Origin of the sequence: Isoptericola sp. S6320L (assembly GCF_023015685.1) — a bacterium.
Classification (GTDB): Bacteria; Actinomycetota; Actinomycetes; order Actinomycetales; family Cellulomonadaceae; genus Isoptericola; species Isoptericola halotolerans_A.
Genome location: NZ_JALKAT010000008.1, coordinates 40,160 through 64,038, shown reverse-complemented (window position 1 = coordinate 64,038; position 23,879 = coordinate 40,160). Strand labels below are relative to the sequence as shown.

Sequence of the window (23,879 nt, the reverse complement as noted above, 5' to 3'; positions counted from 1 at the left end):
GGAGAAGCATGACTGCACACGTGGGCGGCGCCGTGACGCACGGCGTCCACTCCGAGGTGGGCCGGCTGCGCAAGGTCCTGGTGTGCGCGCCGGGCCTGGCGCACGAGCGCCTGACCCCGACCACCTCCGACGAGCTGCTGTTCGACGACGTCATGTGGGTCGAGGCGGCCCAGCGCGACCACCTGGACTTCGTCAACAAGCTGACGAACCGGGGCGTCGAGGTGGTGGAGCTGCACGACCTGCTCGCGGAGACGATGGCGCTGCCCGCGGCGCGGTCGTGGCTGCTGGACCGCAAGGTGGTGCCGAACCGGGTCGGGCTCGGGCTCGTGGAGGGCACCCGCGCCTATCTCGACTCGCTGTCGCCGCAGGAGCTGTCCCGGTTCCTGGTGGGTGGGCTGTCCACGGCCGACCTGCCGGGGGACTACCGCACGGGCTACGTGTCGCTCGCCCAGGAAGCGCCGGACGCCCGGGAGTACCTGCTGCCGCCGCTGCCGAACACCCTGTACACCCGGGACACGACGTGCTGGATCTACGGCGGCCTCACGCTCAACCCGCTGTACTGGCGGGCACGCAAGGACGAGACGCTGCTGATGAAGGCGATCTACTCGTTCCACCCGGAGTACCGGGACGCCACGGTGTGGTGGGGGGACCCGGAGCAGGACTGGGGTCAGGCCACGCTCGAGGGCGGCGACGTCATGCCGGTGGGTGCCGGCGTCGTCCTGGTCGGCATGAGCGAACGGACGTCGCGCCAGGCCATCAGCCAGTTCGCCAAGGCGTTGTTCGACGCCGGAGCGGCGCAGCAGGTGGTCGTGGCCGGCATGCCGCGGCTGCGGGCGGCGATGCACCTGGACACCGTGTTCACGTTCGCCGACCGGGACCTGGTCACGGTGCACCCGACCATCGTCGACAGCATCCACCCGTACGTCCTGCGCCCGACCGACCGCTCGCCCGGCGTGGAGGTCACGGACCGCGGGGGCACCCCGTTCGTCGACGTGGTCGCCCACGCCATGGGGCTGGACCGGCTGCGCGTGGTCGAGACGGCGGGGGACGTGTACGCCTCGGAACGCCAGCAGTGGGACTCGGGCAACAACGCGGTGGCGCTCGAGCCCGGGGTGGTCTTCACCTACGACCGCAACACGCTCACCAACGCGGCGCTGCGGCGCGCGGGCGTCGAGGTCATCACGATCGTCGGCGCCGAGCTCGGTCGCGGGCGCGGTGGCGGGCACTGCATGACGTGCCCGATCGTGCGGGACCCGCTGGACTGAGCGCTCACTCCCGGTAGGCCGCGGCGAACGCGGGCGACGGCTCGATCGGCTGGATGACGTCGACGAGGACGCCGTCGGGCGCCTCGACGATGAAGTGCCGCTGCCCGAAGTCCTCGTCGCGCAGCGCCAGCACGGGCTCGAGGCCGTGCTCCGCGACCAGACGGCGGTGCTCCGCGTCGACGTCGGTCACCTCGAGGTTGAGCAGCAGTCCCTGGACGGGGCGGCCGAACCCGGCGGGCACGGTGGGGTGCGCGGCGTCGAGCAGGGCCAGCTCGAACGCGCCGCGACGCAGGCTCACGTACCAGTCGGCCTCGAACGTGGTCTCGAAGCCGAGGACGCGGCGGTAGAAGTCGGCGGCGGCGCTCACGTCCGCGGACATGAGGACGGGGTAGAAGCTGGTGGCGGTCATGGCGCTCCTCGGCTCGATACGTACACTGCGTATGTCAACCACTATACATACGCTGTGTATGCCAGGAGGACCCATGCCACGCGCCACCGCCGCGGCCGCCGCCGAGACGGCCCGGCGTCTCGTCGAGATCGCCGCCGACCTGTTCGCCGAGCGGGGCTACGCCGCCGTCGCGCTCGACGACGTCGCCGCCGCGGGCGGGGTGACGCGGGGGGCCGTCTATCACCACTACGGGAGCAAGGCCGGCCTGTTCCGGGCGGTGACCGCGCACCTGCAGCGAGAGGTCGCGGCGGCTCTCGTCGAAGCCGCAGAGGCCGCCGACGGCGGACCCGCGGACCGGCTGCGGGCCGGGAGCCACGCGTTCCTCGACGCGATCACCGCGCCGCGGATGGTGCGCATCCTGCTCGTCGAGGCGCCCGCCGTCGTCGGGTGGCAGGAGTGGCGGGCCCGGGACGCCGAGTCGTCGGCCGTCCACCTGCGGGAAGCCCTCGCCGAGGCGGGGGTGCCCGCGGCCCTGCTCGACGCGCTGACCGCTCAGCTCTCCGGCGCGATGAACGAGGCTGCGCTGTGGCTCGCGGAGCGCGACGGCGACGCGGGAGCGCGCGACGCCGCGCACCGGGCGCTCGACGTCCTGCTCGACGCGGTGGCGCCGCCGCCCTGACGCGCGGGGGGCGCGCAGCGTCACGATCTGCGGGTGCAGAAGTGGCCCGACATTTGCTTGACAGCAAACAGAAGTCGCGTAGTGTGCGCGACATGGTCAATGATGACGACGTCCGTGGAACCCGTACCGGTGTCTGGTTCATCGGCGCTCGCGGCTCGGTCGCGACGACCGCCACCGTGGGCGCGCTCGCCCTCGCGCGGGGCGGCACCGCGCCGACCGGTCTGGTCACGGAGCTCGAGGAAGTGTCCCGAGCAGGGCTGCCGGCCCTCGACGGCCTGGTGTTCGGCGGGCACGACCTCGCCGGCAGCATGGTCGAACGGGCCCACGAGCTCGCGCGCTCGGGCGTGGTGCCGCCCGGCACGGTCGCGGAGGTGCTCGACGAGCTCGCCGAGATCGACGCCCGGGTCCGCCCGGGCGCCACCGGCGCCGCGGACCGGGCCACCACCGACCGGCTCGAGCAGGACCTGCGGTCCTTCCGGGCCGAGCACGACCTCGACCACCTCGTCGTCGTCGACGTCTCCAGCACGGAGCCGCCCTCGCCCGAGGCGGCCCGCATAGGCAGCCTCGACGAGCTCGACCGCGCCCTCGACGCCGGGACCGCGGCCCTGCCGCCGTCGTCCCTCTACGCCTACGCCGCGTTCCGGGCCGACTGCCCGTTCGTGGAGTTCACGCCGTCCACCGGCCCGCACGTGCCCGCGCTCGAAGAGCTCGCCAAGGCCCGCCACCTGCCGTGGGCGGGGCGGGACGGCAAGACCGGCGAGACCCTGCTCAAGTCGGCGCTGGCGCCCATGTTCGCGATGCGCTCCCTCGAGGTCCGCTCGTGGGCGGCGTTCAACATCCTCGGGGGCGGGGACGGCCGGACGCTCGCGGACCCCGCCGCCGCGGCCAGCAAGACCGCCACGAAGGCCATGGCGCTCGAGGCGATCCTCGGCTACCCCGTCGACGGGCCGGTCCGGATCGACCACGTCGCCGACATGGGTGACTGGAAGACCGCCTGGGACCACGTCTCGTTCGAGGGCTTCCTCGGCACCCGCATGCGCATGCAGGTCACCTGGGAGGGCTGCGACTCCGCGCTCGCCGCGCCGCTGGTCCTCGACCTCGCCCGCCTCCTGGCCCGGGCGCAGCAGGCCGGCCAGTGCGGCCCCGTCGCCGCGCTCGGGTTCTTCTTCAAGGAGCCGCTGGGCGGCACCTCGCACGCGCTCACCGACCAGTGGCAAGCGCTCACCCGCTGGTGCGCCGAGCTGGCCGCCGACGCCGACCCGGCCGCCGACGCCGACGCGGCGGTCGCGCCGTCCGACGGCGTCGCATGAGGTGGCGCGACCTCGCCGAGCTCGTCCGGCTCCCCGCGGCGCTCACCGTCCCCGGTGACACGCTGGTCGGCGCCGCGGCCGCAGGCTGGCCGAGCGGGCGGCGCACGGCGGCGCTGCCCGTCGCCTCGGCGGCGCTCTACTGGGCGGGTATGGCCCTCAACGACTGGTCGGACCGGGAGCTCGACGCCGTCGAGCGCCCGGAGCGCCCCGTCCCGTCGGGCCGCGTTGCGCCGAACGAGGCGCTGGGTACCGCCGCCGCGCTCACCGGCGTCGGGCTCGCGTTCGCCGCGGTGGCCGGGCGCCGGCCGCTCGCCGTGGGGACGGCGCTGGCAGCCGCGGTGTGGACGTACGACCTCGTCGCCAAGCCGACGGCGGCCGGTCCCGTGGTCATGGCGTCGACCCGGTTCCTGGACGTGCTGATGGGCGCCGGCGGCCGACGCGCCGCCCTCGCCCCGGCGGCGGCGCTGGGCGTGCACACGCTCGCCGTCACCGCGGTCTCGCGGGGCGAGGTGCACGGCACGACCGTCGGCACGGCCCGCGCGGCCGTGGCCGCCACCGTGGGCACGGGCACCGCGGCAGCCCTCGGCGCGCTGGTGGGTGCGCGCCGCGACACCGGCCGCGGCGTGGTGACGTCGGTCGCCGGACCTGCGCTCGCCGCCACGTACGTGGCCGCCGTCCTCCCGGCCCAGGCCGACGTCGTCCGGGCGCCCGACGCCGGGAACGCCCGGCGCGCGACCGGCGTCGGCATCCGCGGGATGGTCCCCCTCCAGGCGGCGCTGCTCGCCGGGCAGGGCGCCGTCGGCGCCGCGCTCGCCCTCCTGGCCGTGGTCCCGCTGGCGCGGGCCGGCGCCCGGGTGGTGAGCCCCACGTGATCACCCTCGCGTACGGGACCAACGGGCTGACCGACCACCGCCTCGACGACGCGCTCGGCCTGCTCGCCGAGCACGGGTACGGCGGCGTGGCCCTCACCCTCGACCACATGCACCTGGACCCCCTGGCGCCCGGTCTCGTGGCCCGGACGGCGCTGGTGCGGGGGATGCTCGAGCGCCACGGACTGCAGGTGGTCGTCGAGACCGGCGCTCGCTACGTGCTCGACCCGCGCCGCAAGCACGAGCCGACCCTGCTGTCCGACGACGGCGCCGAGCGTCGGCTCGACCTGCTGCGCACCGCCGTCGACGTCGCCGCGGACCTCGGGTCGCGGGTCGTCCACCTGTGGTCCGGGATCCTGCCGGCGGGCACCGCGCCGGCGACGGGGCGGGCGCGCCTGCGGGCCGGCCTCGAGGAGCTGCTCCCCGTCGCGGAGGCCGCGGGGGTCGTCCTCGCGTTCGAACCCGAGCCGGGGATGCTCGTCGAACGGGTCGACGACGTGCTCGACCTGCGCCGCGCGCTCGGCGACCCGGACGCCCTGCGGCTCACCGTGGACGTCGGTCACCTGACCTGCGTGGAGGACGCCCCCGGCCCCGACGTGGTGCGGCGGGTGGCGGACCTGATCGCCCACGTGCAGGTGGACGACATGGTGCGTGGCGTGCACGAGCACCTCGAGCTCGGCACGGGGGCGGTCGACCTGCCCGGAGTCCTGGCTGCGCTGCACGAGTCCGGGTTCGGCGGCCTGGCCGCCGTCGAGCTGCCCCGCCACTCGCACGCCGCCGCACGGCTCGTCGCATCGAGCGCCGAGGCGATCCGCGCCGCGGCGCACGCGGCGGACGTCCCGCTCCGGGAGCGGGCCCCGCTCCAGACCCAGGAGGTGACCAGATGACCGCCGAGGAACGCCTCGCCGCACTCGTCGAGGAGGTCCGGCACGACCCCGCGGCGCTGCCGCTGGCGTCCGCCCGGGCCGCCCGGGTCGTCGGGCGTGGCCCCGGCCTGGACGGCCGCCGAATCGAGGACGTCGCCCGGTCCCGGCTGCTGGTGACCGCCTGCGAGGCGGTGGGGCCGGACGGGGCGGCCGACGTCGTCGCCGCGCAGTACGCCGTGGGTGACGCCGACGAGCGCCGGGCCGTGCTGATGGCGCTGCCCGAGCTCGCCGACCGAGGGATCGGCGACGGCGCGGTGCCCGTCGTCCTCGACGCGCTGCGCACCAACGACACCCGGCTCGTGGCCGCCGCCATGGGGCCGTACGCCGCCGCGCACCTGCCGGCGGACGCCTGGCGCCACGGCGTCCTGAAGTGCCTCTTCACCGGCGTGCCGCTCGCCGCGGTCGCGGACCTGGACGTCCGCCGGGACGCCGAGCTGGACCGCATGGTCCGCGCGTTCGCCGAGGAGCGCGAGGCCGCCGGCCGCGACGTCCCCGCGGACGCGCACCGGCTGCTGGCCGCCGCCGACCGCTGACCGAGCTGACCGACCGATCCCTCCGCGACGCCGCGGACCGACCCGAGGAGAGTGCCGTGCGCATCTTCGACCCGCACATCCACATGACCTCCCGGACGACCGACGACTACGAGGCGATGCACGCCGCCGGGGTGCGCGCCGTCGTCGAGCCCGCGTTCTGGCTGGGCCAGCCGCGCACGTCGGTCGGCTCGTTCGTCGACTACTTCGACGGTCTGCTGGGGTGGGAGAGGTTCCGGGCCGCGCAGTTCGGCATCGCCCACCACGCCACCATCGCGCTGAACCCGAAGGAGGCGAACGACCCGCGGCTGCTGGAGGTCCTCGACCTGCTCCCGCGCTACCTGGAGAAGGACGGCGTGGTCGCCGTCGGCGAGGTCGGCTTCGACTCGATGACCGACGCCGAGGAGAAGGTGATGGTGCGCCAGCTCGAGCTGGCCGGGGAGCACGACCTGCCGGTCATGGTGCACACCCCGCACCGCGACAAGGTGGCCGGCACGCGGCGCACGCTGGAGATCGTCGGCCAGGTCGGCCTGCCGCCGGAACGGGTGCTCGTGGACCACCTCAACGAGAAGACCGTCGACCTGGTCGACGACGCCGGGTGCTGGGCGGGCTTCTCGGTCTACCCGGACACCAAGATGGACGAGGACCGCATGGTCGCGATCCTGGACCGCCGTGGCCTCGACCGGGTGCTGGTCAACTCCGCCGCTGACTGGGGCCGCTCGGACCCGCTGAAGACCTACCGCACGGGGCAGGCCATGCTCGCGGGCGGCTACTCCGACGACGACGTGGACCGCGTGCTCTGGCGCAACCCGGTCGCGTTCTACGGCCAGAGCGGGCGGCTGCTGCTCGACGACGTCACGGACGACGCCGGGGACTTCGCGGGCAACACGCTCCAGCGCGGGGAGCCGCTGGCGCCGGGTGGCGCGTCCACCGCGGGTTCGGAGGGCTGAGCCGTGCGCCTGCGTCACCCCGACGGGACCGTCCTGCACGTGTCCTACGGCACCAACGTCCACCCGGCGCAGGACGTCGACGGGCTCGTCGAGCAGGTCCGCCGGTTCGCAGGTCCGGTCCGGCGCCGGCTCGGCGTCGACCGCCTGGGCCTCGGCCTGTGGCTCCCCGCCGAGGCGACGCGTCGGCTCGCGGCCGACCCCGCCGCCGTCGGTCTGCTCCGCAAGGCGCTCGACCGGGAGGGCCTGGAGGTCGTCACCGTCAACGCGTTCCCGTACGGCAACTTCCACGCGCCCGTGGTCAAGAAGGCGGTCTACCGCCCGGACTGGACCGAGGACGACCGGCTGCACTACACCCTCGACTGCGCGCAGGTGCTCGGCGACCTGCTGCCCGACGACGTCGCGCGGGGCAGCATCAGCACCCTGCCGCTGGGCTGGCGCGAGCCGTGGGACGCCGCCCGGGCGCGGGCGGCCCGCGAGCGCGTCGACCGGCTGGCCGAAGGCCTCGGCGCGCTCGAGGACCGGACGGGCCGGACGGTGCGGGTCGCGTTCGAGCCCGAGCCCGGCTGCGTCGCCGAGACCACCGAGGGGCTCGCCGAGCACCTGGACGGGGTCGATACCGAGCGCCTCGGTGCCTGTGTGGACCTGTGCCACCTGGCCACGGAGTTCGAGGACCCGGCCGAGGCGCTCGCGAACCTGCACGGCGCGGGGCTGGCCGTGGTCAAGACGCAGGTCTCCGCCGCGCTGCACTGCGACGACCCGACGGACCCCGAGGCGCTGGCCGCGCTGGAGGAGTTCGTCGAGGCCCGGTTCCTGCACCAGGTGCGCGAGCAGCGGGACGCGTCCGTGCAACGCCGCGACGACCTGCCGGACGCGCTGGGCCGGACCGGTCCCGCGGACGCTCTAACGGGGGAGGGGCCGTGGCGGGTGCACGTCCACGTGCCGCTCCACGCGGACCCGCGCCCGCCGCTGCGGAGCACGCGAGACGTGCTCACGGACGCGCTGGGGCTCCTGGTCGGGGGCGCCCACCCGCTCGTGGACCACCTGGAGACCGAGACGTACACGTGGTCGGTGCTGCCCGCGCACCTGCGGCCCCGCGACGACGACGGCCTGGTGGCCGGCATCGCGGCGGAGCTGGACTGGACGCGCGCGCAGCTCGTCGACCGGGGGATGGAGGTCCTGTGAACCGGATGCTGGTGCTCGACGTGGTCGGGCTGACGCCGCGCCTGCTGGAGCACATGCCGCGCCTGCGGGCGCTGGCCGAGGGGGGCGGCCGGGCCGAGCTGGGCACGGTGCTCCCGGCCGTCACGTGCTCGGTGCAGTCGACGTTCCTGACGGGCCGGCTGCCGCGGGACCACGGGATCGTCGGCAACGGGTGGTACTTCCGCGACCTCGGCGAGCCGCTGCTGTGGCGTCAGCACCACCGGCTGGTGCAGGGAGAGAAGGTCTGGGAGACGATCCGTCGCGAGCAGCCGGGCTACCGGGTCGCCAACGTGTGCTGGTGGTACGCGATGGGGTCGACGGCGGACACGACGGTCACGCCGCGCCCCGTCTACCGGGCGGACGGGCGCAAGGAGCCGGACTGCTGGACGTGGCCGCCGGAGCTGCACGACGAGCTCGAGGCCGAGCTGGGGCCGTTCCCGCTGTTCACCTACTGGGGGCCGACGGCGGGCATCGCGTCCTCGCGGTGGATCGTCGCGGCGGCCCGCAGGCTGCTGCCGGACCACGACATGACGCTGGTGTACGTGCCGCACCTCGACTACGACCTGCAGCGGTTCGGGCCGGACGGCCCCGAGGCGGTGGCGGCCGCGCAGGCGGTGGACGAGGTGCTGGCACCGCTGCTGGACGACGCCGAGCGGACCGGGACCACCGTCGTCGCGCTCAGCGAGTACGGGATCACGGCGGCGCGCCGTCCGGTGGACGTGAACCGGGCCCTGCGCCGGGCCGGGCTGCTGCACGTGCACACGAACCCCACCGGCGAGCTGCTGGACCCGTGGACGTCGCGGGCGTTCGCCGTCGCGGACCACCAGGTGGCGCACGTCTACGTGCCCGACGCGGACGACCTGGCCGAGGTGTCCGAGCTGCTGGCGGCCCTGCCGGGCGTGGCCGAGGTGCTGGACGCCGCAGGCCGCGCGGCGTACGGCCTGGACCACGAGCGGGCCGGGGACCTCGTCCTCGTCGCGGAGCCGGACGCGTGGTTCACGTACTACTACTGGCTGGACGACGAGCGGGCGCCGGACTTCGCGCGGTCGGTGGAGATCCACAAGAAGCCGGGCTTCGACCCGGCCGAGCTGTTCTGGGACGGCCCCTGGGCGAAGGTGCGGGCGGCGATGCACGTGGCCCGCAAGAAGCTCGGCCTGCGCTCGTCGATGCGGGTGGTGCCGCTCGACCCGGCGCCGGTGCGCGGCACGCACGGCCGCCTGCCCGCCGATCCGGCGGACGGTCCGGTGCTGCTGTCCTCGGTGCCCCTCGACGGCACGGAGCGGCTGGAGGCGACCGAGGTGCGGGACCTGCTGCTCAGGCTGTCGCGGCGGCGGAGTCCGGTGGGCTGACGGCCTCCCCGGTGAGCAGCTCCGGGTGGGCGAAGGCGTGCTCGGCGGCGGAGTGCGCGCCGCCGAGCACGCCGGCCCGCGGCCCGGCGATGCTGGTGACGACCCGCAGGTGCTGCGTCGCGAGCGGCAGCGACCGCGCGTAGACGATCTCGCGGATGCCGGCGATGAGGTGCTCCCCGGCGCGGGACATGGACCCGCCGACCACGACGGCGGACGGGTTGAGCAGGCTGACGCAGCCGGCGAGCACGGCGCCGATGGACCGGCCGGCCTCCCGCACGGCCGCAGCGGCCCGGAGGTCGCCGTGCCGGACGAGCTCGACGACGTCGTTGGTGGTCTCGGCCGTGAGCCCCTGCGCGGCGAGGCGGGCGGCCACGGCGCCGCCGCCGGCGATCGCCTCGAGGCAGCCGGTGTTGCCGCACGTGCACGGGACAGGGTCCGCGCCGGGCACGGCGATGTGGCCGAGGTCGCCGGCGCTGCCCTGCGCGCCGCGGTGGATCCTGCCGTCGGCGACGATGCCGGAGCCGATGCCCGTGGCCACCTTGACGTAGAGCAGGTGCCCGACGGCGGGCAGGGCGGTGGCGTGCTCGCCCAGGGCCATGAGGTTGACGTCGTTGTCGACGAGCACGGCGAGGTCGCCCAGCCGGTGTCGGAGCGCTCCCACGACATCGCTGCCGTCCCAGCCGGGCATGATCGGCGGCTTGGTGGGGCGCCCCGTGGTGTGGTCGACCGGTCCCGGCAGGCCGACGCCCAGGCCCACCACGTCGCGGAGCGGGCGGTCGAGGCGGGCGACCAGGCCCGTGACGACCTCGGCCACCCGGTCGAGCACGACGTCCGGGCCGTCGGCGATGTGGAGCTGCTCCATGTGCTCGGCGAGCTCGCGGCCGGTGAGGTCGGTGACGGAGACCCGGGCATGGGTGGCCCCCAGGTCCACCCCGACGACGAGCCGCGCGGCGGGGGCGAGGGCGAACGTCGCCGCGGGCCTCCCTCCGGTCGAGCCCGCGTCGCCGACCGGCGCCACGAGGCCGAGGCGCAGGAGCTCGTCGATGCGCGCGGACATCGTGGAGCGGGAGAGCCCGGCCGTGCGTGCGAGCTCGGCGCGGGTGCGGTATCGCCCGTCGCGGAGCAGCCGCAGGACGGCACCGAGCTCGGGTGCCGAAACGGTCGCCATGGGCAAAGTCAACCACATTGTCGGTGTGCTGTAAGGGAAGTTGTGCTTCGGGAAGTCATCTTTTGCTTGACCGCTGGCATAAGTGGGTTAGAGTCGTGCCATGGTCAGGGAGGACCGCGCAGCACTGCCGCTGCCGAACAGACATCGCGAGCCCGCGGGACGGGCCTCGTGACTCAGCGTGGGCGGACGGGCCCCGCCCGCGACGCGACGAGCCCGTCGGAGCGCACGGCGCACCGCGGTGACGGGTGCCAGGGCTCCGAGCCCGTCACCACCCCTCGCAGCGCAGGACGGCAGAACCGACGCTGCAGCCACCGGACGTGAGCGCACCCCGCCGAGGACCCGGGTCCGTCGTGCCAGCGACGGGGGTCCGCGGCGGGGCACTCACGCACCTCATCCACAGGAAGGTAGTGCGATGGTCAATTCTAGACGTTCACGGGTCTCCGTGGCGCTGGCCACGATGCTCGCGCTGGCGGTGCCGGCAGCGGCCGCGGCGCACGACGGCGTCGACCACGGCGCGGAGCCGGGCGCCGAGGCGGCGCTCGACTGGTCCAACTACGAGAAGGTCCTGCTCAGCAAGAACACCGGCGAGCCCATCGGCATGGCCGTGATGCCGGACGGCAGCGTGCTGCACACGGCCCGGGACGGCGCGGTCCGGCACACCGACCCGTCGACCGGCGTCACCGAGGTGGTCAACACCGTCGACGTGTACGCCAACTCCGAGGACGGCATGCAGGGCATCGCCCTCGCGCCCGACTTCGCCGAGTCCGGCTGGGTGTACCTCTACTACGCCCCGCGGGTCATGGAGGGCGACGACTACCCGACCACGACGCCGTCGGGCTCCGCCCCGAACTCGCTGCCCGAGGGCGAGGACGAGTCCTACTGGGACCAGTGGAAGGGCTACAACCAGCTCTCGCGCTTCCAGTGGGACGCCGAGGCGCACGCCCTGGACCTGAGCACCGAGCAGAAGATCCTGCAGGTCGAGGTCCAGCGCGGTCAGTGCTGCCACGTGGGCGGCGACATCGACTTCGACGCCGAGGGCAACGTCTACCTCTCCACGGGCGACAACACCCCGGCGAGCACGCCCGGCGCCAACGGGTTCACCCCCATCAACAACGCCCCCGGCATGAACCCCGGGTTCGACGCCCGGCGCGGTGCCGGCAGCACGAACGACCTGCGCGGCGCGATCCTGCGCGTGCACGTCGAGGAGGACGGCAGCTACACCATCCCCGAGGGGAACCTGTTCGAGCCCGGCACCGAGGGCACGCGCCCCGAGCTGTTCGTCATGGGGCTGCGCAACCCGTTCCGCATCGACGTCGACGACGTCACGGGCGCCGTGAGCTGGGGCGACTACGGTCCCGACTCCGGCGTCGCGAGCGACGAGCGCGGGCCGATGGGCTACGTCGAGTGGCAGAGCACGACGACGCCGCTCAACGGCGGCTGGCCGTACTGCCACGGGCCGAACACCAACTACAACGAGTGGGACTACGCCACGGCCACGCCCGGAGAGTGGTTCGACTGCGAGGCCGGGGCCGAGAACAGCTCCACCTGGAACACCGGGCTCGACGTCCTGCCGCCGGCGACCGCGCCGCAGGTCTACTACGGCGACAACCCGGGCGACCAGCCGTTCGACGAGTTCGTGGAGTTCGACGCCCAGGGCGGTCAGGGACCGATGGGCGGGCCCACGTTCCACCACGACCCGGAGGGTCCGGACTCGCAGTGGCCGGAGTACTGGGACGGCAAGGCCTTCATGTACGAGTTCTCCCAGGACTACATCGCCGGCCTGACCATCCCGGACCAGGACGGCCCGGTGACCCACGTCGAGCACGTGCTGCCCAACGACGCACTGACGGACAACGTCCAGGCGATCACCGACGGGCCGATCGACATGGAGTTCGGGCCGGACGGCTCGCTGTACGTCCTCGACTACGGCAACGGGTTCTTCCGCCAGAACCCCGAGGCAGGCCTGTACCGCATCGACTACGCCGAGGGGAACAAGTCGCCGACGGCGCAGATCTCCGCCGACCCGGTCTCCTCGTCCCAGGCGCCCCTGACCGTCACCCTCGACGGGTCGGGCTCCTCGGACCCGGAGGGCGCCGAGCTCACCTACGAGTGGGACCTCGACGGTGACGGCACCTTCGACGAGACCGGCGCGCAGGTCACCACGACCTACACGGAGCTGGGCCAGTACACCGTCCGGCTGCGCGTGACCGACCCGGCCGGGCGGCAGGGGCTCACGTCCCAGCTCGTCACCGTCGGCAACGTCGCCCCGACCCTGTCGGCCGACCACCCGGCCGACGGCGGGTTCTTCGCCTGGGGCGACGCCGTGCCGTACGCGTTCAGCACCTCGGACCCGGAGGACGGCGACGAGACGGTCTGCTCCGAGCTGTCCTGGACCTTCGGGCTGGGGCACGACACGCACGCGCACCCCGAGGTCCTCGGCAGCGGGTGCTCCGGCGCCTGGGCGACGCCCGCCGACGCCCCGGAGCACGGGGCGACGGAGAAGCTCTACGGCGTGGTCGTCGCGAACTACACCGACCAGGGCAACGGCGACATCCCGCCCGCCCAGGACGAGGTGTCGCTGCTGCTCAACACCTTCACGCAGGAGGCGGAGCACGCCGACGTGCTCGAGGGTGTCGAGGTCGTGGCCGACGACTCGGCCGGCGGGCTGTCCAAGGTCACGTCGTTCGGCGCCGGCGACCACCTCGCCTGGGACCCGGTGAACTTCACCGGGATCGACGGCGTCGACGTCCGGGGTGCCGGGACCGGCACCGTCGAGCTGCGCTGGGGTGCGGCCGACGCCGAGCCGTTCGCGACGGCGGACCTCGACGCCGCAGGATGGTCCACGGTCGCGGCCGACGTCGCCGCGTTCCCCGAGGGCACGGGTGAGCTGTTCGTCACCTCCACCGGGGGCGTCGAGCTCGACACCCTGACCTTCCAGGGGCCGGGCGTCACCGACGTCACGGCGCCGGAGGCCACGGTCACGCTCGACCCGGCCGAGCCCACCGGCGACAGCGGCTGGTACACCGGACCGGTCGAGGTGCAGCTCGAGGCCACCGACGACGGGCAGATCGGCGACGGCGAGGTCTCCACCGACGGTGGGCAGACCTGGCAGAGCGTCCGGCACCCGTGGTTCGGCACGCTCCAGCCGTTCACGCTCGACGAGGACGGCGTCCACGAGGTCCTCTACCGGGTCTCCGACACCGGCGGCAACGTCTCCGAGACCGGCTCGGTGACGGTGTCCGTCGACGCCACGGCCCCCGAGGTGGCCGTCACCGGCGTCGCCGACGGGGACGAGCCCGGCTCGTCGCAGACCGTCGAGCTCGGGACCGAGGCGACGGACGCGACGTCCGGTGTGGCGTCGTCGGCCCTGACGCTCGACGGCGAGACCGTCGAGGCCGGGGCGATCGACCTGTGGACGCTCGACCTGGGCGAGCACGAGGTCACCGCGACCGCCACCGACGAGGCCGGGAACACGACGGAGGTGACCGTGTCGTTCACCGTCACGACCTCGTTCGGCGACCTGGCTGCCCACCTCGAGCGGCTCCAGGAGGGCGGCGAGCTCTCGTCGTCCGAGGCCGCCCGCCTCTCGGCGTTCCTCGGCCAGGCCGAGCGGCACGCCGACGCCGGCCGGGACCGCCAGGCGGCGTCCGCGCTGCAGCGGTTCGTCGACGCGACCGACGAGGAGGTGCTCGTCCGCGACGCCGAGGCGCTCGTCGCGCAGCGGGGCTGAGCCGTCGACGGGGCGGGGCCGCACGGCCCCGCCCCGTCCGGCGGTTCCTGCGCGTCGGGGAATAGCAGCAGCCGTTCCCGGGTTCGAACAGCCGGAAGAGCACCCGACCCCGAGGACACCCGCATCCACCCGAGCCAGCCCCGTACCACCCTGCCGCCCCGCCGCGAGGAGACCGCCATGCCCACCGCCGCCCTGGAGGACCTCGCCTCCCTGCCCACCGCCCAGCTGCTGACGAGCGACGGTGCAGGGCCGGGCAGCCCGGCCTGGCTGGTGTCGCTCGGTCGCGACCTCTACATGCGGTCCGCCCCCGGCGGGGAACGGCTGCGACCGGGCGGCGGCCGCGCACGCGTCCGGGTGGCCGACGTCGTGCACCACGTGACGCTCGCCGAGGTGGCGCCCGAGGTGCACGGCCTGCTCGACGACGCCTACCGGGCCAAGTACGGGCACTGCACCCCGGACCGGGTCTCCGACGTCGCGGCGGCCACGACGTTCCGCGTCAGCACCCGCCGGCCGTCGTTGTGGGAGCGCACGGCGCCCCTGCTGGACCGCGGGCAGGCGTGGTGGGACCGGGTCCGCCCGGTGCGCGGTGAGGCGCGCGCCGGCGAGGTGCCCTGCCCGACCTGCTGAGCCCTCAGCCGGCGACCCGGCGGACGTCGGCGGCCGGGACCGCGTCCCACCAGCGGCGGTACCGGCGGTAGACCGTCGGCTCCCGGTCCGCCAGGAACGCCTGCAGCCCGTGGGCCTCGACCTCCAGCGCCGACCAGGCGGCACGGTCGAGCGGCTCGAACACCGCCACGTCCACGCCGTCCTCCGTGGCCCGCCACACTCCGGCCACGCGGCCGTCCACCAGCACGGTCGGCAGGGTGTCCCCGTTGCGGCGGACGACGTGCGGGCGGTGCGCGTCGGCGACGACGCGGTTCCGGTCCTCGTGAGCGAGGACGACGCTCTCCCACATGCCGAGCAGGCGCGGGGGTGCCGGCGTCGCCGGGTCGGGCCGTGGAGCGTCGGGGAGGTCGAGCAGCTCCCTCCCGTCCGGTCCCTCGACGACGACGAGCTCGTCGCGCAGCGCCGCGACGGCGGGCCGGGTGAACGGCCGCCGCAGCATCGTGAACCGGGCGAAGTCGGCCTCCGACGCCGGGCCGAACGCCGCGAGGTAGCGCCGCAGCAGGTGCACGACCGCCGGGTCGTCGCCGGGCGGCGGGTCGTCCGCGGCCGTCGCCGCCCCTGCCCGGTAGCGCCGGGCCCGCGGCGAGAAGGACCAGGGCGGCCCGGTGGGCACGTGGTGCAGCGGCGCGAGGGTGCGCAGCGCGAACCAGGCCGCCGGTGCCCGGTCGGCACCGAGGAGCCGCTCGAGCTCGCCAAGGATCTCGTCCTGCGTGCGCGGCTCCGCGCAGAACGCCAGCAGCGCGTCGCGCACGCCGTCCGCCTCGGCCGGGGTGAGGCGGGCCGGGGCGAAGCGGCGGTCGTTCAGCCGCGACGCGCGCAGCGGGTGCGTCATCGCGCGGTGGAACGGGGCCCAGTCGTCGCGGTGCACCGCGTGCAGCGTGATGCGCATCAGCGTGGCGCGCACGACCTCGCCCGACGCGAGGGCGTGGTCCAGGTCGGCGGGGTCGAACCCGGCCACCCGGTTCCAGAGCGCGAGGTACGGGGACGCGGGCTCCTGGGCCTGGAGCGCACCGACCCGTCGTACGGCCTCGGGCACCGCGACGTCCTCGCGGCCGAGCAGGAGCTGGCGGGCGAGGGTCGCGCGGCCGAGGGCGGCGTCCGAGAGTCTCACCGGTCGACCGCCTCCAGGGCCTCGAGCGCGGCGATGAGCGTCTGGGCGTCGTGGGAGCCCTGGTGGCGGGTGCCGTCGAGGAAGAACGTGGGCGTCCCGCGGGCGCCGCTGGCCGCCGCGCTGACGGCGTGGTCCTGCACGCGGGCGTGCAGGGCGCCGTCGGCGAGGTCGGCGTCGAACTGCTCCAGGTCCAGGCCCAGCTCCTCGGCGTAGCCGCGCAGGTCCTCTGGCTCCAGCCGCGACTGGTGGGCGAACAGCAGGTCGTGCATCTCCCAGAATCGGCCCTGGCGGTCGGCGGCCTCGGCGGCGACGGCGGCCAGGTGGGCCCGCGGGTGCACGTCGTCGAGCGGCAGGTGCCGCACCACGTACCGGATGCGGTCGCCGAAGTGGTCGCGCAGGTCCCGCCACATCCCGGTCGCCCGGGCGCAGAACGGGCACTCGAAGTCGAGGTACTCCACCACGGTGTGCGGGGCGTCCGGGTCGCCGCGCACGTGGTCGTGGCGCAGGTCCACCGGCGGGTCCAGCGCCGTCGGCAGGTCGGCGCTCTCCTCGCCCCAGCGCACCCGCGCCATCGCGAAGAGCCCCCAGGCCAGCAGCGAGGCCACCACCAGGGACAGGAGCACGCCCACGGTGGCCGCCTGCGCCTGCGACTCGTCGGTGAACGCGAGGCCGACGACCAGCAGCGACACGGTGAAGCCGATCCCGGACAGGGCCGCGCCGCCGAGCACGCTGCCGGGCCCCACGCCGTCGGGCAGCGTGCCGAGGCGGAGCCGGACGGCCGCCCACGTGCCGACGCTGATGCCCACCAGCTTGCCGACGACCAGCCCGGCGACCACGCCCCACGTGACCGACGAGCCGAGCGCCTCGCCGAGGGCACCGCCCCGCAGGTCGATCCCCGCGTTCGCGAGGGCGAACAGCGGCACCACGACCAGCGCGACCGGGGTGCTCAGCACCTGGTGCAGCCGGTGGTTCACCGAGATGGACCGCGCGAGGCCGAGGTGGACGTCGCGGGCCACGCTCGCGCTGGGCGACTGCCAGTACGCGCGGTAGAGGCTCTTGGTCCGCACGACGTCGTCCCGCCGGGTGAGCGCCGCCGGCACCAGCAGGCCGGCGAGCATGCCGGCGATGGACGGGTGCACGCCGGCCTGCACGGTGGCGCCCCACAGCACGACGACCACGAGCACGTAGGGCGTGCTGCGCCACTCGCGCATCCGGCCCAGCAGCCACAGCGCGCCGAGGCACGCGAGCGCGAGGAGCAGCGGGCCGACGCGGACCTCGTCGGAGTAGACGACGCCGATGATCGCCACCGCGAGGAAGTCGTCCACCACCGACAGGGTCAGCAGGAAGACGCGGAGCTGGTTCGACATGGCGGGGCCGACCAGCGCCAGGACGCCGAGGAGGAACGCGGTGTCCGTGCCGACGACGACGCCCCACCCCTCGGGCGCCTCGCGGCCGGCCACCGCCAGGTAGACCAGCGCGGGGACCGCGACGCCGACGGTGCCGGCGACCAGCGGGACCAGGCGCTGGCTGCGCCGGCGCAGGGAGCCGACGGAGAGCTCCTGGCGGACCTCGAGGCCGACGACGAAGAAGAACAGCACCATCAGGCCGTCGTTGACCCAGTGGTGCAGGTCCATGTCGAACGCGAGCTCGCCGATCTCGACGTTGACCGGGGTCTCCCACAGCTGCTCGTACACGCCGGACAGCGGGGAGTTGGCCCAGACCAGTGCCAACGCCGTGACGGCCAGGAGCAGCAGCGCGGCGCCCGAGTCGGTGCGCAGCCGGGCTGCGAGCGGTCGTCCGGCCATCGTCACCCCTGTCCAGAGCAGTTGACCGGCAGCCTACGTCCGGCGCTCGCGGGAGTGCACGAGCGCACGCGACACTGGGCGCATGAGCGACTGGAACCAGCAGATCATCGAGGAGTTCCGCCGCCACGGCGGGACGGTCACGACCATGGGGTTCGGCCGCCGGCTCGTGCTGCTGCACAGCCGCGGGGCCCGGTCGGGCGCGGAGCGCGTCAACCCGCTCGCGGCGATCCGCGAGTCCGACGACGCGTGGCTGGTGGCGGCGTCGGCCGGTGGGGCGGACCGCCACCCGGCCTGGTACCGCAACGTCCTCGCCCACCCGGACGTGGAGATCGAGACGCCCGACGACGGGACCGTCGCCGTGCACGCCACGGACCTGGCGGGGGCGGAGCGGGACGCCGGGTGGGCGCGGTTCACGGAGATGTCGGAAGGCTTCGCGAGGTACGAGGCCAAGACGTCGCGCACGATCCCCGTGGTGCGCCTCACCCGGCGCTGAGCGTCAGTACACGGACGGCCAGCCGTCGTCGTACCGGAGCAGGTTGATGCCGAGGAACGACGCCCCCGACGCCGCGTAGTAGTGGTACATCAGCACGTCGGCGTCGCTGTCGGCGAACACGGTCTGGTGCCCCGGGCCGTTGATCGACCCGTGGCTCGCCAGGACCTCCGTGCCGCCGCCGTCCGTCATCGGCACGCCGGCCCGGTCCACGTAGGGGCCGGTGACCGAGGCGGAACGGCCCACCATGACCCGGTAGGTGCTGTCGGCGCCCTGGCAGCAGGAGTCGAACGACACGTACAGGTAGTAGTAGCCGTCGCGCTGGTGGATGCTGGGCGCCTCGATCGCGCCGCCGCCTCGGCCGGCGAGCGAGTGGAGCTCGCTCCCGGACCGCTGCCCGGTGGCGGGGTCGAGGCGGATCATCTTGATGCCGGACCAGAACGAGCCGAAGCTCATCCACCAGGATCCGTCGGTGTCGACGAACACGTCCGGGTCGATGGCGTTGAAGTCGTCACCGGCCCCGGACTCGACCACCTTCCCCTGGTGCGTCCAGGTCCCGGCGGCTCCCGACGGGCTGGTGGCCAGGAAGATCGCCGAGGTGTTCTCCCCGAACGACGACGCCGAGTACCAGAGGTAGTACTGCCCGTTCGCGGAGTGGATCTCGGGTGCCCACAGGTGGGTGCTGCCACCGGTGTAGGGGTCGGCCCACGGCGTGCCGCCGGGGAACGCCGACCCGGCGTCGGTCCAGCGCGTGCGGTCGCTCGACGTCTTGAGCGGCACGCCCGGTCCCGTGCTCGCGAGGAGGTAGCCGCCCGACGGCGTCCTCGTCACCTCGGGGTCGTGCACGCCGGTGTCGCCGGTGACGGGGCCCGGGTCGGGGTAGCTCGTCCCGCCGCCGGTGCCGCCGTCGGCCCCACCGTCGACACGGACGAGGCGCCAGCGCTGGTTCGCGCCGTCGAGGTCCGCGAACTGCGAGATGCGGGCGCCGTCGTCGGTGGACCACTCCCAGACCTCGAGCGCCTTGCCGCTGTGGCGGTTGAGCAGCCGCACGGTGCCGTCGGCGGAGTCGGCGAGCCGGAACTGCTGGTTGGTCCCGCCGGTGTCGGCCCACTGGATCACCTCGGCGCCGTCGGCGGTCGACCGGCCGGAGACGTCGACGACCTTGCCGCTGTGCCGCGACTGGAGGCGGTGGTAGCCGTTCCCGGAGTCGAGGAAGCGCCACTGCTGCCAGGCGCCGTCGTTGCGTTCCCACTGGACGATCCCGGCGCCGTCCGCGGTCGAGGCCTCGTAGACGTCGAGCGCCTTGCCGCTGTGCTGGTTGACGAGCACGTACCAGGCGTCCGGATCGACGGTGGCGGCGCGGGCGGGGGAGCCGACGGCGACGGTCCAGCCGGCGGCGAGCGCCAGCGCCGTGACGAACGCGGCGAGGAGTGCGGCGACGGTGCGCCGGGGGTGGTGCCGTCGGGCGAGGGTGCGGGCTTCCATGGTTCCTCCACGTTGAGGGTGGCCGCTGGCAACGCGAATGTACATCGATGTAGAACGACTGGCAACGGGTCGCCGACCGGCGAGGGGGCATTCTCGCCGGGCACGCACGCGCGCCGGGCGCTAGCCTGCGCGGGACGGGGATGACGCTGGGGGGCGTAGTTGAGCATGGGAAAGCACGGCCTGACGGGCCGTACCGCAGGTCGGCGCGGCCTCGCACGAGCCACCGCGGTCGCGGTCGCCGTCGGCCTCGTGGGTGTGTCGGCCACCGCGCCGGCGCGTGCCGCGGTCGAACCGTACGACCCGTTCGACGTCAACCAGGGCTTCTCGGTCCTGGCCACCGGCGACGCGATGCTCGACAACGGCGAGCTCGAGGGATCGGTCGCGGCGTTCGGCACGGTGTCGACCACCCGGTCGAACTACCCGTTCATCCACCAGGCCGCCGGGGACCCCGACTACACGGTCCCGCTGGTCGACGGCGACCCGGTCCGCCTCCTCGCCGACGCGTACGTCGGGACCGGCGGAGCCGCCGTCACCAACCGCGACGACTCCGGCACGATCGACCCCGCCTCCCCGGAGGCCACGGCCGTCGCCAAGCTCGCCGACACCTCGAACCTCACCGCCTCGGCGCGCGGCAGCAACTACACGCGGCTCACGAACACCGAGGGCGGCACGCTCGACCTCGAGGAGCTGCCCTACGACCCGGCGACCTGGCAGAGCAGCGTCCAGACGCAGGAGCCCACGGTCGCCGACTACTTCCCGGACCTCGACGCGCACGTCGCGCAGACCAACCAGTGCCTGGCCGCGATGTACACCGACCCCGCGCTCGGCAACGAGGTCACGGTCACCGGTGACGGCAACCAGGTGTTCGTCTCGGGGTTCAGCTCGTCGGTGCCCAACTGGATCGACTACGAGGACGTGGCCGGCCAGGTCATCAAGCTCGACGACGCCGGCGGGTACACCCCGACGGCGCAGGCGCCGCTCGTGGTGCGCGTCTCGGACCCGACGAACACCGTCGGCCCGCTCAACTTCGAGGGCTGGAACGACCAGGACCTGGCCCGCTACATCATGCTCGACCTGTCCGAGGTGACCAGCCCCGTGACGGTCGACGGGCTCGAGTACGGCGCGGTGTGGGCGCCGGGGATCGACCTCACCTACACCTCGTCGCGCACGACGAACGGGCAGTGGTTCGCCGACGACTTCACCACCGGAGGCGCGGACGGGACCGGCGGCGGCGAGCTGCACCACCACGCGTTCCTCGGTCAGCTGCTCTGCGAGGTCGAGGACGCCGCACCGGTGATCACCTCGCAGGCGGCCGTCGCGGACTCTGCCGACAGGCTGCTGCCGACCGACGGCGGCACCGTGGTCGACACCGTGTCCTACACCGGCCTGGAGCCGGGCACCGAGTATGTGGTCACGGCGTCCGTGGTGACGGCCGACGGCACCGACACCGGCATCACCGGATCCACGACGTTCACGCCCGCGGCGGCGAGCGGCAGCGTCGAGGTCGAGATCGAGGTCACCGCCGCGCAGGCCGCCGCGTACGCCGGGCAGGACCTGGTGATCTTCCAGTCCCTGACGGCGGGCGGGACCGAGGTCGCCACCCACGAGGACCTCGACGACCCCGACCAGACGTTCACGGTCGCGGCGATCCCCGCGACGGGTGGGTTCGACGTCGTCAAGGCGGTCGAGGGGGACGGCGCGGCGCTCGTCGACCCCGGCACCAGCTTCACCGTGGCGTGGGAGGTGACTGACGGCCCCTCGACCGGCCGGTCCGGCACGCTCGAGGTGCTGGGCGACGGGGCCGTCGTCGAGGGCCCGGACGACCTCGCCGAGGGCGACGTCGTGACGTTCACCGAGGTCACGCCCCCGGTCGTGGAGGGCACCGCGCCGGCCGAGGTCGCCGTCTCGCCGGAGACGCTGACGATCGACCCCGCGGCGCCGACCACCCCGGTCGTCACGGTGACCAACACCTACGACAAGGCCGACGCCACCTTCAGCCTCCGCAAGGAGATCAGCGGCGACGCCGCCGGTCTGGTGCCGCCCGGGACGGAGTTCACGGTGGCCTGGGAGGTCACCGCCGGCGCCGACGTCGGCGAGTCGGGGACGCTGACGGTGCCGGCGGACGGGACCCCCGTCGACGGCCCTACGCTGTCCCACGGCGACGCCGTGACCTTCAGCGAGCCCGAGCTCCCGGAGGTGGAGGGCGTCGTGTGGGGGACGCCGACCATTACCCCGGACCCGCTCGTGCTGGACGCCGGGGAGCCGGCCGAGGTGGTCGTCGACAACGAGGCCGTCCCGGAGCAGCTCGAGGGCGGCGCCATCGAGATCGCCAAGACGCTCGACGGCGACGGCGCCGGTCTGGTGTATCCGGACTTCGACGACCCGGACTGCGGGCCGGACGGCAACCAGGGCGGCGGCAACGACCCGGACTGCGCGGAGCCGCCGTCGTACACCATCGGCTGGACCGTGACCGACGGACCGTCGGCCGGCCGCACCGGAGAGGTGGTCGTCACCGGCGACGGAGCGGTCTCCCCGGTCCCCGCCGAGGGCGAGGAACCGTTCCAGGCCGGCGACGTCGTCGAGTTCGACGAGCCGGAGGGACCGGGCACGGACGGGGCCGAGCTGACCGGCGTGACGTTCGACCCCGCCAGCGTCCTCATCGTGCCCGGCCCGGCGGAGACCGTGACCGTCGACGTGACCAACACCTACGACCTCGACGAGGCGACGTTCACCGCGCACAAGGAGATCACCGGGCCGGCCGCGGACCTGGTGCCCGACGACGCCGAGTTCGCCCTGCACTACGAGGTCACCGACGGCGAGTCGGCCGGGGCGACCGGCACGCTCACGCTGCCCGCGGACGGGACGGTGGTCGACGGCCCGACGCTCCGCCACGGTGACACCGTGACGTTCACCGAGGCCACCCCGCCGGTGGTCGACGGCGTGGTCTGGGGCGACGTGGCGATCGACCCGGAGACGATCGTCCTCGACTCCGCGACCGGCCCGGTCGACGTGACCGTCACCAACACGGCGGCAGGGGTGCCGGCGCTCAGCTCGCAGGTGGCGGTCGCGGGCGCGAGCACGACGACGGTGCCCGGCGCCGGCGGCACGGTCGTGGACACCGTCTCCTACGAGAACCTCGTCCCCGGCACGGAGTACACGGTGGGCGGCCTGCTGGTGACGCCCGACGGCGGGTCGACCGGCATCACCGGTGGTCCCGTCGCGTTCGTGCCGACGTCCCCGGACGGCAGCGTCGACGTGGAGTTCGAGGTCACGGTCCAGGACGCGATCACCTACGCGGGCCAGGACCTGGTGGCCCTCCAGGCCGTGTGGCTCGACGGCGAGCCGGTCGCCGTGCACGCCGACCCGGGCGACCCGGCGCAGACCGTCAGCGTGGCGGGCCCGGCCCCGACCCTCTCCTCGGAGGTCACGGTGCTCGGCTCGGACGACAAGACCGTCCCGCTCTCCGGCGGCACCGTGGTCGACACGATCTCCTACACCGGCCTCACGCCGGGACGCGAGTACACCGTGGCCGGCGCCGTCATCCTCGCGGGCCTGTCCACGACCGGCGTGGTAGGTGCGACGGCGTTCACGCCCGACGCGCCCGACGGCACCGTCGACGTGGAGTTCGAGATCACCGCGGCGCAGGCGGCCGAGTACGCCGGCACCACCGTGGTGGCGTTCCAGGCGGTGTTCCTCGAGGACGAGCTGGTGGCGAGCCACGACGACTTCGCGGCGGTGGCGCAGACCTTCCGGTTCGCGAGCCCGACGCCGGGCCCGAGCCCGACGCCGTCACCCACGCCGAGCCCGGCCCCCACGCCGAGCCCGGCGCCCGACGACGGCGGCGAGCTGCCGGTCACGGGCCCGGAAGCCGTCGTCGGGATCCTGCTCGTGGCGGCCGCCAGCCTGCTCGTCGGGACGCTCCTGGTGATGCTCCGCCGTCGGGGGATGCTGGGCTGAT

18 protein-coding genes are annotated in these 23,879 nt (G+C 74.3%); 13 read left to right on the top strand and 5 right to left on the bottom strand.

Annotation, left to right across the window (positions count from 1 at the left end; genetic code table 11):
• Positions 1-8 precede the first annotated feature (8 nt).
• Positions 9-1,265 carry an arginine deiminase gene (locus tag MWU57_RS06785; protein WP_246908230.1) on the top strand — a complete coding sequence of 419 codons (1,257 nt, stop codon included), beginning with the start codon at positions 9-11 and terminating at the stop codon, positions 1,263-1,265.
• Positions 1,266-1,269: 4 nt separating this feature from the next.
• Here the strand turns inward: MWU57_RS06785 and MWU57_RS06780 are convergent, their stop codons facing one another.
• Positions 1,270-1,674, bottom strand: a complete 405-nt coding sequence (locus MWU57_RS06780) for a VOC family protein (RefSeq protein ID WP_246908228.1) — start codon at positions 1,672-1,674, stop codon at positions 1,270-1,272.
• Positions 1,675-1,747: 73 nt separating this feature from the next.
• Between MWU57_RS06780 and MWU57_RS06775 the strand changes: the two genes are divergently transcribed.
• From MWU57_RS06775 to MWU57_RS06740, 8 genes are all read left to right on the top strand, one after another.
• On the top strand, positions 1,748-2,332 hold the full coding sequence (locus tag MWU57_RS06775; RefSeq protein WP_246908226.1) for a TetR/AcrR family transcriptional regulator: 585 nt from the start codon (positions 1,748-1,750) through the stop codon (positions 2,330-2,332).
• A 92-nt stretch (positions 2,333-2,424) separates the two neighbouring features.
• The gene (locus tag MWU57_RS06770) at positions 2,425-3,642 is read left to right on the top strand and encodes an inositol-3-phosphate synthase (protein ID WP_246908224.1); all 1,218 of its coding nucleotides are present in this window, start codon (positions 2,425-2,427) and stop codon (positions 3,640-3,642) included.
• Positions 3,639-4,514, top strand: a complete 876-nt coding sequence (locus tag MWU57_RS06765) for an SCO3242 family prenyltransferase (RefSeq protein WP_246908222.1) — start codon at positions 3,639-3,641, stop codon at positions 4,512-4,514. Before MWU57_RS06770 ends, MWU57_RS06765 begins: the two co-directional genes overlap by 4 nt.
• Positions 4,511-5,398 carry a sugar phosphate isomerase/epimerase gene (locus MWU57_RS06760; protein WP_246908220.1) on the top strand — a complete coding sequence of 296 codons (888 nt, stop codon included), beginning with the start codon at positions 4,511-4,513 and terminating at the stop codon, positions 5,396-5,398. The genes MWU57_RS06765 and MWU57_RS06760 overlap by 4 nt, the downstream gene beginning before the upstream one ends.
• Complete coding sequence (locus MWU57_RS06755; protein WP_246908218.1) at positions 5,395-5,970, top strand: EboA domain-containing protein; 576 nt, start codon at positions 5,395-5,397, stop codon at positions 5,968-5,970. Before MWU57_RS06760 ends, MWU57_RS06755 begins: the two co-directional genes overlap by 4 nt.
• A 56-nt stretch (positions 5,971-6,026) precedes the next feature.
• Positions 6,027-6,917 (top strand): TatD family hydrolase, encoded by an 891-nt coding sequence (locus tag MWU57_RS06750; RefSeq protein ID WP_246908216.1) that lies wholly within the window; start codon positions 6,027-6,029, stop codon positions 6,915-6,917.
• Positions 6,918-6,920: 3 nt separating this feature from the next.
• The gene (gene eboE / locus MWU57_RS06745) at positions 6,921-8,099 is read left to right on the top strand and encodes a metabolite traffic protein EboE (protein WP_246908214.1); all 1,179 of its coding nucleotides are present in this window, start codon (positions 6,921-6,923) and stop codon (positions 8,097-8,099) included.
• A gap of 5 nt (positions 8,100-8,104) precedes the next feature.
• Positions 8,105-9,466: an alkaline phosphatase family protein gene (locus tag MWU57_RS06740; protein ID WP_246908361.1), complete on the top strand. Its 1,362-nt coding sequence runs from the start codon at positions 8,105-8,107 to the stop codon at positions 9,464-9,466.
• Here MWU57_RS06740 and MWU57_RS06735 read toward each other — a convergent pair.
• Complete coding sequence (locus MWU57_RS06735; protein ID WP_243401095.1) at positions 9,432-10,634, bottom strand: ROK family transcriptional regulator; 1,203 nt, start codon at positions 10,632-10,634, stop codon at positions 9,432-9,434. The two genes, MWU57_RS06740 and MWU57_RS06735, sit on opposite strands and share 35 nt — an antisense overlap.
• Positions 10,635-11,046: 412 nt before the next feature.
• Between MWU57_RS06735 and MWU57_RS06730 the strand changes: the two genes are divergently transcribed.
• Both MWU57_RS06730 and MWU57_RS06725 read left to right on the top strand, forming a co-directional pair.
• The gene (locus MWU57_RS06730) at positions 11,047-14,364 is read left to right on the top strand and encodes a PQQ-dependent sugar dehydrogenase (RefSeq protein WP_246908212.1); all 3,318 of its coding nucleotides are present in this window, start codon (positions 11,047-11,049) and stop codon (positions 14,362-14,364) included.
• Positions 14,365-14,541: 177 nt separating this feature from the next.
• Positions 14,542-14,991, top strand: coding sequence for a DUF2255 family protein (locus tag MWU57_RS06725; RefSeq protein WP_246908210.1), 450 nt, complete (start codon positions 14,542-14,544; stop codon positions 14,989-14,991).
• A 4-nt stretch (positions 14,992-14,995) separates the two neighbouring features.
• Here the strand turns inward: MWU57_RS06725 and MWU57_RS06720 are convergent, their stop codons facing one another.
• On the bottom strand, positions 14,996-16,141 hold the full coding sequence (locus MWU57_RS06720) for a winged helix DNA-binding domain-containing protein (RefSeq protein ID WP_246908208.1): 1,146 nt from the start codon (positions 16,139-16,141) through the stop codon (positions 14,996-14,998).
• Complete coding sequence (gene nhaA / locus MWU57_RS06715) at positions 16,138-17,946, bottom strand: Na+/H+ antiporter NhaA (protein WP_246908206.1); 1,809 nt, start codon at positions 17,944-17,946, stop codon at positions 16,138-16,140. Before nhaA ends, MWU57_RS06720 begins: the two co-directional genes overlap by 4 nt.
• Positions 17,947-18,028: 82 nt before the next feature.
• Here nhaA and MWU57_RS06710 point away from each other — a divergent pair, with 82 nt between their 5' ends.
• Complete coding sequence (locus tag MWU57_RS06710; RefSeq protein ID WP_246908205.1) at positions 18,029-18,439, top strand: nitroreductase/quinone reductase family protein; 411 nt, start codon at positions 18,029-18,031, stop codon at positions 18,437-18,439.
• Between the two features lie 3 nt (positions 18,440-18,442).
• On the opposite strand, the gene MWU57_RS06705 is transcribed toward MWU57_RS06710, so the two are convergent.
• The gene (locus tag MWU57_RS06705; protein WP_246908204.1) at positions 18,443-19,921 is read right to left on the bottom strand and encodes an RICIN domain-containing protein; all 1,479 of its coding nucleotides are present in this window, start codon (positions 19,919-19,921) and stop codon (positions 18,443-18,445) included.
• A 165-nt stretch (positions 19,922-20,086) separates the two neighbouring features.
• On the opposite strand from MWU57_RS06705, the gene MWU57_RS06700 reads away from it, so the two are divergent.
• A complete protein-coding gene (locus MWU57_RS06700; RefSeq protein WP_246908202.1) occupies positions 20,087-23,878 on the top strand; it encodes a VaFE repeat-containing surface-anchored protein in 3,792 nt (1,263 codons plus the stop codon).
• Position 23,879 lies beyond the last annotated feature (1 nt).